This is a genomic window from Desulfonatronospira sp. MSAO_Bac3 (genome assembly GCF_003838035.1).
Classification (GTDB): Bacteria; Desulfobacterota; Desulfovibrionia; order Desulfovibrionales; family Desulfonatronovibrionaceae; genus Desulfonatronospira; species Desulfonatronospira thiodismutans.
On record NZ_QYZY01000053.1, the window covers coordinates 23321 to 30991 of the forward strand.

At 55.2% G+C, this 7671-nt stretch carries 8 protein-coding genes; 7 read left to right on the forward strand and 1 reads right to left on the reverse strand.

Features of this window, described 5'->3' with window-relative positions; genetic code table 11:
• Positions 1-11: 11 nt before the first annotated feature.
• Positions 12-407: an FxsA family protein gene (locus D5S03_RS01640; protein WP_287042490.1), complete on the forward strand. Its 396-nt coding sequence runs from the start codon at positions 12-14 to the stop codon at positions 405-407.
• Between the two features lie 2 nt (positions 408-409).
• Here D5S03_RS01640 and D5S03_RS01645 read toward each other — a convergent pair whose 3' ends face one another.
• Positions 410-856 (reverse strand): NUDIX hydrolase, encoded by a 447-nt coding sequence (locus D5S03_RS01645; protein ID WP_287042491.1) that lies wholly within the window; start codon positions 854-856, stop codon positions 410-412.
• Positions 857-1036: 180 nt separating this feature from the next.
• Here D5S03_RS01645 and D5S03_RS01650 point away from each other — a divergent pair, with 180 nt between their 5' ends.
• From D5S03_RS01650 to D5S03_RS01675, 6 genes are all read left to right on the forward strand, one after another.
• Positions 1037-2875, forward strand: a complete 1839-nt coding sequence (locus tag D5S03_RS01650) for a UbiD family decarboxylase (protein ID WP_287042492.1) — start codon at positions 1037-1039, stop codon at positions 2873-2875.
• A 199-nt stretch (positions 2876-3074) separates the two neighbouring features.
• Positions 3075-3509 carry a cytochrome c3 family protein gene (locus D5S03_RS01655; RefSeq protein WP_287042493.1) on the forward strand — a complete coding sequence of 145 codons (435 nt, stop codon included), beginning with the start codon at positions 3075-3077 and terminating at the stop codon, positions 3507-3509.
• Positions 3510-3680: 171 nt separating this feature from the next.
• Positions 3681-5075 carry a sigma-54-dependent transcriptional regulator gene (locus D5S03_RS01660; protein WP_287042494.1) on the forward strand — a complete coding sequence of 465 codons (1395 nt, stop codon included), beginning with the start codon at positions 3681-3683 and terminating at the stop codon, positions 5073-5075.
• 208 nt (positions 5076-5283) lie between these two features.
• Positions 5284-7146 (forward strand): methyl-accepting chemotaxis protein, encoded by a 1863-nt coding sequence (locus D5S03_RS01665; protein WP_287042495.1) that lies wholly within the window; start codon positions 5284-5286, stop codon positions 7144-7146.
• Positions 7147-7158: 12 nt separating this feature from the next.
• Positions 7159-7500 carry an STAS domain-containing protein gene (locus D5S03_RS01670; protein WP_287042496.1) on the forward strand — a complete coding sequence of 114 codons (342 nt, stop codon included), beginning with the start codon at positions 7159-7161 and terminating at the stop codon, positions 7498-7500.
• Positions 7493-7671: response regulator (locus tag D5S03_RS01675; RefSeq protein ID WP_287042498.1), on the forward strand; the 179-nt coding region annotated here is incomplete at its 3' end. The genes D5S03_RS01670 and D5S03_RS01675, both read left to right, overlap by 8 nt.

Genomic DNA, 7671 nt, shown 5'->3' on the forward strand with positions numbered 1-7671 from the left:
AGAGAAAAATTATGTTTTTAAAAATTTTCGCCGCGTTTGTAATTCTGCCCATTGTGGAGATTTACGTACTGATCAAGATCGGCTCGCACATAGGGGCCTTGTGGACAGTGCTGCTGGTTATAGCCACAGCCTTTGTGGGGGCCTTCCTGGCCAAGATGCAGGGGGCCTATACCATGTTCAGGCTGCGCACCAACCTGCAGCAGGGGATTCCGCCCACTCACGATATTCTGGATGCGTTTCTCATATTTGCAGCAGGCCTGGTCTTTCTGACTCCGGGGTTTATTACCGATCTCATGGGGCTGCTGGTGCTTATCCCCCAGACCAGAAAGATCATCAGGTCCTGGCTGGTGAAGAAAATCGATCTGTGGATGCGGCAGGGCAATGTGCACGTCATCCGCAGGTGGTGAGGCTAAAGCGAGCTTAAAAGATCCAGGGTGGTGGGGCTCAGGTTGTAGTCTGGAAAGTTTTCCGGGGCGATCCAGGCGGCCCTGGCTGCATCCGCGCCGGCCTGGATACGGCCCTTGATATATTCGGCCCACAGGTCCACGATGACGTAGTGAAAGAGGATGTTGCCTGCTTCATCACGGTGGATGAGATCAAAGGTAAGTACCGGCAGGCCTGCCCGCACCGTCAGCCCGGTCTCCTCCAGGACCTCACGTTCTGCAGCCTGCTGCATGCTCTCCCCCAGCCTTATCTTGCCTCCCGGGATGGACCACTGGCCCTGAGCCGGGGGATTGGCCCTCTGCACCAGCAGAAAACTGCCTTCAAGCCTGACCACCGCACCCACCGCCACCCGGGGCAGGGAAGGGTATGCTCCACGGGAATGGTGACGGGACGTCTGCATATCCTGGTTCATAATTTTTTGTCCTTAGTTCTGCAGTCCTTTGCTGCTCAATTGATCCGGCCTTGACCTTTAGCGCTCATTGATTCAATATTCAACAGGATTTTGTTTTGAAATCAGCAGTCTTTAAAATACCCGGGCACACCCTGGTATCAGCTGCCCAGGAAGGGTTCACGTCAACAACAGGAGTTTAACTTGGGTTATACAAACATGCGCCAATGCCTGGAGGACCTGGAGGCCAGGGGAGACCTGGTACGCATCAGCACGGAAGTAGATCCCTACCTGGAGGCAGGTGCCATCCAGCGCCGGGTTTTTCAGAATAAAGGCCCGGCCCTGCTTTTCACCAATGTCAAGAACACCACTTTTCCCATGGCCGGAAATGTCTTCGGTACCATGCAGCGGGCACGCTACATTTTCCGGGACACCCTGGACACCCTGGACCGGCTTTTCAAGCTCAAAATCGATCCCCTGCTATTTTTCAAGGCCCCCTGGAAATACCTGGATGTTCTGCCCATGCTGGCCAGGACAATGCCCAAACGCGTTTCCCAGGGACCCATTTCCAGAGGGGAAACCACCATCGAGCGCCTGCCTCAGCTGGTATCCTGGCCCATGGATGGCGGGGCCTACGTCACCCTGCCCCAGGTGTATTCCGAGAATCCCGCCAGGCCCGGGATCATGCAGTCCAACCTGGGCATGTACCGGGTACAGCTGACAGGCAACGATTTCAGGACCAACAGGGAGGTGGGGCTGCACTACCAGATCCACAGGGGCATCGGGTATCATCACAAGCTGGCCCTGGAGGCGGGCGAGCCTCTCAGGGTCAATGTCTTTGTGGGCGGCCCCCCGGCCATGACCCTGGCCGCGGTCATGCCCCTGCCGGAAAACGTCCCGGAAGTGGTCTTTGCCGGGTCCCTGGGCGGGCACAGGATAAAGATGGTCCAGGCCGCCAACGGCCTGCCCATGCCCGCTGAAGCCGATTTCTGCATTTCGGGCCACATTGTCCCCGGCAGGGAACTGCCTGAAGGTCCGTTCGGGGACCACCTGGGTTATTACAGCCTGCGCCACGATTTTCCCGTGCTCCGGGTGGAAAAGGTGCACCACCGGGTGGACGCGGTGTGGCCCTTTACCACTGTGGCCCGTCCGCCCCAGGAAGATACAGTCTTCGGGGACCTTATTCATGAACTTACAGCCCAGCTCATACCCACGGTCTTCAGCGGGGTGCGCGAGGTGCATGCAGTGGACGCTGCAGGGGTTCACCCTCTGCTCCTGGCAGTGGGACGGGAAAGCTACGTGCCCTTCGCCAGGCAGAGACAGCCCCAGGAGCTATTGACCAATGCCATGAACCTGCTGGGCCAGAGCCAGACCTCCCTGGCCAAGTACCTGGTCATCGCGGCCCTGGAGGATGATCCGGGAATTTCGGCCAGGCATATTCCGCGCTTTCTGCAGCATGTGCTGCAGCGCATGGATTTTGCCCGGGACCTGCATTTCATCACCAGGACCACCATGGATACCCTGGATTACTCCGGCATAAGCCTGAACCAGGGCTCCAAACTCATCATGGCCGCTGCCGGCGAGGTCAAAAGAAGACTGGGCATGAAGCTTCCCCGGGATCTGCCCCTGGGTGAATTTTCGCGCCCGCGCTTCATGGCCCCGGGTATTATGGCTGTGCAGGGTCCCCGGAGCACCCAGGAACGCGATACTCATGACCCGGAAGTGGAAAAGCTGGGGGAAAGGCTGAACAATGCCCCGGGGATGCAGGAGTTTCCCCTGGTGGTGGTTGTGGACGACAGCGACTTTGTCACCCGGTGCTGGGACAATTTTCTGTGGGCGGTCTTCACCCGTTCGGACCCGGCCACGGACACTTACGGAATGGGGGCTTTTGTACACTGCAAGCACTGGGGCGCTGAAAAGGGCATTGTTATTGATGCCAGGCTGAAGACTTATCATCCCCCGGTGCTGGAGCCGGATCCCCAGGTGGAGAAAAGGGTGGATGAACTGGGAGCCCGGGGAGGGCCGCTTTACAGGATTATATGATGCGCACTGCGTTTCAAAGCCCTTTTCTTGTGATGTGCGGGGATGCCAGGCGAGACACAGGGTCTGTCCCTGCTGTTTTTTTCTTGTTTTCCGGGGGCAGGAAAAACAATAGATTTGTTTGACATTTCAAGTGTTCTTGACTTAGTTATTAGACATTGTTCTTTACGTAACAATGTCTAAAGTCAAGGAGGTAGCGGTGATGAAGAGGTCTTTGGTTGTCGGAGTTTTAATTATTTTTGTGCTGGGGTTTCTGGCCCTGCCCACCTTGTACGCAGGGCTGACCTATCAGCACGAGGGTTATTATCCCGAGGATATGATGCTCTATCCTCCTGTGGAGTACGAGGAAAAGTATGGAGAGAAGAGGCTTGCGCCGGTGCCCTTTTCCCATGATGTGCATTTTGATTACGACTGCGAGTACTGCCACCATACCGGCGACACCCATATGGGCTGCATGGAATTTGGATGCCATGACATGTATGAAAACGAACCGGTGGAAGATGTCATCATGGCCGGCACCCGCATGCAGGGAGATATCTTTTATTTCGAGGATGCTTATCACGAGATGTGCATGGACTGGTGTCACAGGGACGAGGAAAATGCCCCTACATCCTGTATAGGGTGTCATCAGCCCTGATGCAGCTTCTGGCAGAACTGTTTTTTCAACCTGAGCAAATCCTATCTGAATTCTTCCCGCCTTAAGAGCACAACCGGTGGCAGATGCCTGAATAATGCCGGCCGGTTGTGCGCATAAACCTCTTGCTATTGATCTTAAGTGTTATTAGTCTAAATCCCTATGGCTAATGTTTTGATAATAGACGATGATCCCGATGTCCGCCAGGTCCTTGCAGGTGCAGTAAAGAGCGCGGGACATGAAGCCCGCAGTGCCGGTACGCTGCAAATAGCCATGGATACAGCCGGGTCCTTCAACTGTGAAGCCGTGTTCCTGGATTTGAGCCTGCCGGATGGACACGGCCTTGATGCCCTGACCTGGTTTCAGGAACTTATGTCCTTCCCAGAAGTGATAATCATCACCGGAAAAGGAGATCCTGCCGGAGCTGAACTGGCCCTGAACAAGGGCGCCTTTGACTTCCTGGAAAAACCCGCCTCCATTGCAGAAGTCACCCTGACCCTGGTCCGGGCCCTGGAGTACAGGGAAGCCCGGCTTAGAAGGTCCAGGGAGGGGCTTATCAAACGATCCGGTATAGTGGGCAGCTGTTCGGCCCTGGTCAGATGTCTGCAGGATCTGAGTCAGGCGGCGGCTACGGGCAACAGCCTGCTTATCTTCGGCGAGACCGGCACCGGCAAGGAACTCTTTGCCAAAGCCGTACATGACAACAGCCCCAGGGCAGGGCATGATTTTGTGGTAGTGGACTGCTCGGCCCTTTCCAGGGGGGTGATGGAGAGCACCCTGTTCGGGCATGTTCGCGGTGCTTTTACCGGGGCCAGCGACAATTTCAGCGGCCTGGTGGCCCTGAGCAACAAAGGCACCCTTTTTCTTGACGAAATCGGCGAGCTGGACCTGGATATGCAGAAAAAGTTTCTGCGGGTTCTGGAGGAAAAAAAGTTCAGGCCTGTGGGGGCATCCAGGGAAGTATACAGTGATTTCAGGCTGGTGTGCGCCACCAACAGGGACCTGGAGGCCATGGCCCAAAGAGGCGAGTTCCGCCAGGACCTACTGTACAGGATCAGGATGCAAAAGTGTACTTTGCCCCCTCTGCGCGAACGAAGGGAGGATATTCCGGAACTCTGCACCCATTTTCTTGAAGAAACAGCAGGCCAGCTGAAGGCATCGCCCAAGGAAATGTATCCGGAAGTGCTGGAGATCTTCTCCGCCTATGAATGGCCCGGAAATGTGCGCGAGCTGAAAAACGCTCTGGAACAGGCCGCAGCCGCCGCCCAGGATGAGCCCATGCTGCACCGCAGGCACCTTCCTTTGCACCTGCGGGTATCCCTGCTCAAGGACTCCCTGTCCGGACAGCAGGAGGACAAAGGCGTTTTAAGCTCCGATTTTTCTCCCTTGGGACAAAGCGATATCCCGGAATGGAAAACCTTTAAAACCCAGGTGGTCGAAGCCGCTGAAGAAAGGTATTTTCATGATCTGTACGCCCATACCGGTGGGCGGATCAAGGAAATGGCCCGTCTGGCCAATCTCACCCAGTCCAGGGTATACAGCCTCATAAACAAGTACAAACTCAGATGATCTGCTTCGCTGTTCAAATCAAAGTTGAAAATGTTCAAATTTTATTTGAAAAACCCCGCCTTTTTTATTCTTCTTAAAATTATTTGATGAGATAACATATTGAAATTTAGTAATATTTGTCTTTCAGGGGTTCTGGCACAGGTGTTGAATAAGAAAACCCAGTAAGCTTCGGCGCAGATCTTTCTGGCGTAATCTAAGGATCCTACACATGCAAAGTATAATGACAGAGCAGGAATTTCAGCCGGAAAACAGTATGACGCAGGCTTTCAACGACTATCCAGTATGGCAGTGGCTTGACAGGCTGAGCAGGATCAGCAGTGAACTGAGCCGGGTGATAGCCGGCAGGGAGAACGAGTTCCTGGAGATAGGCCAGGGAGTGCAGGACCTGTACTACAGGTCCAGGGACCTTTCGGCGACAGCTCTGGAACTCGGGGAGAAGGCCTCGGGAAGCGCCTTAAAAGAGGCCATGGAAGAGTTAGACAGTTCACTAAAAGAGATCCAGGGACAGTCTGAAGATACGAACCTGGAAAAGACCATGAACAGGTGCAGCGATCTGGGGGTGGCTGTGGGAAAACTGCACAAGGAGATGCAGCATTTCCGGCCCATGCTCAAACACTTAAGGGTGCTGGCCATGTCCATCAGGATCGAAAGCGCCCGGATGGGAGAGCAGGGCAGGCATTTCGTCACCCTGGCCCAGGAGGTGGAGAACCTGGGTTACAAGACTGAAGAGTATTCCAGGGATGCCACGGAAAGGATCCGGGGACTGCAAAACGAGGTGCAGAGTCTGCAGGTCAGCGTGAATTCAGCGCATAACCTGCATTCCAGGGAGATTACGCCTCTGCTGGAGGGTGTTCACGAAAAAAGCAGGCAGCTTCAGGAAATGCAGAAATCCTCCGAGAGGCTCTCAGGCTCCATCGCTGGCAGGGCGGACAGAATAAAGGAGATGGTGGGGGAGATCATTTCCTCGGTTCAATTCCACGACATTACCCGGCAGCAGGTGGAACACGTCTATCAGAGTCTGGACGAGGCCCGGGATGTCTTCCAGGGGGAGCAGAAGGAAGAGGACCAGGTGCAGGACATGATAAGGTGGCTGGGAGATGTATGCTCCCTGCAGTCCCGCCAGCTGGAATCCACCCGCAGCGGCCTGGGAAAGGCCATGGACAGTATAAGGCAGAGCCTGGGCGGCATAGGTGAATATGTCCAGGAACAGGAAGCGGACATGCAGGGATTTACCGGACTGGATTCCGGCAGCGGCCAGGGGATGCTGGCCGGACTGGAGCAGGACGCATCCAGTCTGATTCCGATACTTGAGAAATCCACCTCCGGCTTCGAAGACGTAATCAGGCGTCTTGAATCCATGTCCTCCGACCTGGAAGGCATGCAGAGTCTTATGGATACCCTGGAGGATATCGGAGAAGAAATAGCACTTATCGCCCTGAATGCCAGCGTCAAGTCCGCCCATACCGGGGAGGGGGGCAAGCCCCTGGGGGTTCTGGCCGGAGCCATCCACAGGCTCTCGGGGGATACCAAGAATGTGGTGGCCTCGGTTTCCGGGGTGCTGGAAGAGATTCTGTCTGTAGCCGGGGACTTCAGCTCCCATGCAGAAAAGGCCAGGGCCGGATCACAAAATGAGGCCAGGCTCTGCAGCATCCTGGGACAGGTAGTCAACCGCATGTCCGGAGTAAATACCGAGGTGACGGCCCTTAACCGGAATCTTCGAGAAGAGACGTCAAAGCTGCTCAAATTGTCTACAAAAATTCAGAAAAAGCTGGATATGCAGTTCGAAGTCCAGGAGGAAATAAGCGCCATCATAAAAGACCTGCAGGAAGTTGAGCAGCAGATCCAGGAGCACGTGCCGCCTGTTGAATCCGGTGAAAGGTATTCCCAGCGTCTGAGCAATATACTGCATCGCTACACCATGGAGTCCGAGCGCAGCGTATACAGGGATTTTACCGGGCAGGGCCAGGAAGAACAGGGCCATGGCCAGGAGGCTGCAGAGGCTCATGAGCCGGAACTGTTTACAGACACGGAAGGTGAAGACGAATTTGGAGATAATGTGGAGCTTTTTTAAGGAGGTGGTCCCATGAACGAAAGCATACAGCAGGAAAAAGATGTCCAGACCCTGAAGCTGACAGGAGACTGCAGTGTGCAGAACGCCACTGAGGTCCTGCAGCTTTTTTCCCAGGCCCTGGAGACCGCCCAGAGCCTGGCCCTGGATCTTTCGGAAGTGGAGAAGTCGGACATATCCCTGATGCAGATTATCTGCGCCGCCCATCAGTCTTTTGCAGCCAGGGAGAAAGGTATAAAGCTGGCCGGGCTTCCTTCGGAGCCTGTCATGGAGACCTGGAAATCAGGAGGCTTCGGCCAGGTATGCCTGTTCGGCCGGGAAGAATGTCTGTTCAAGGAGGTAGGCGTAAATGGGTAAGACGATAATGACGGTGGATGATTCATCCAGCGTACGCCAGATGGTCAGCTTTACCCTCAAGGATGCCGGGTATTCTGTGGTGGAGGCCGCGGACGGCAAGGACGCCTTGCAAAAGCTTCAGGGGCAGGTGGACATGATCATCACGGACCTGAATATGCCCAACATGGACGG

Bases quoted from the DNA above. Each gene is read 5' to 3' on its own strand.
- D5S03_RS01640 (WP_287042490.1), top strand. From the start codon at position 12: ATGTTTTTAAAAATTTTCGCCGCGTTTGTAATTCTGCCCATTGTGGAG.
- D5S03_RS01645 (WP_287042491.1), bottom strand. From the start codon at position 856: ATGAACCAGGATATGCAGACGTCCCGTCACCATTCCCGTGGAGCATAC.
- D5S03_RS01655 (WP_287042493.1), top strand. From the start codon at position 3,075: ATGAAGAGGTCTTTGGTTGTCGGAGTTTTAATTATTTTTGTGCTGGGG.
- D5S03_RS01665 (WP_287042495.1), top strand. From the start codon at position 5,284: ATGCAAAGTATAATGACAGAGCAGGAATTTCAGCCGGAAAACAGTATG.
- D5S03_RS01670 (WP_287042496.1), top strand. From the start codon at position 7,159: ATGAACGAAAGCATACAGCAGGAAAAAGATGTCCAGACCCTGAAGCTG.